This is a genomic window from Tamlana crocina (assembly GCF_012037625.1).
This window is the reverse complement of sequence record NZ_JAAVJS010000926.1, coordinates 1-255: the sequence shown is the minus strand read 5'-3', so window position 1 is coordinate 255 and position 255 is coordinate 1. Positions and strand designations below refer to the sequence as shown.

Sequence of the window (255 nt, the reverse complement as noted above, 5' to 3'; positions counted from 1 at the left end):
GACTGTCTAAGTGAGTTTAAAGATTGGGAACCCCTTAAACAATCCTCGAAATGGTTGGTGTACCCTAAAAATATCGGCAAACGACTGTCTATAGATGAAGTGGCTCTCTCCCAAGGGGAATTATACACGGTAGTAACCAATAAAAAGGCCAAAGGCAGAGCAGGTTCCATTGTCGCTATTGTTGCCGGGACCAAGTCTGAAGAGGTTATTAAATATCTTAAAAAAATACCTGAAGGCAAGCGAAGGCAGGTAGAA

Annotated in this window: 1 protein-coding gene; it reads left to right on the top strand. The window is 42.4% G+C overall.

What is annotated here, in order from left to right; all coding sequences use genetic code 11:
- The coding region (locus tag HC176_RS19535) for a transposase (protein WP_167920605.1) at positions 1-255 on the top strand (255 nt) is incomplete at both ends.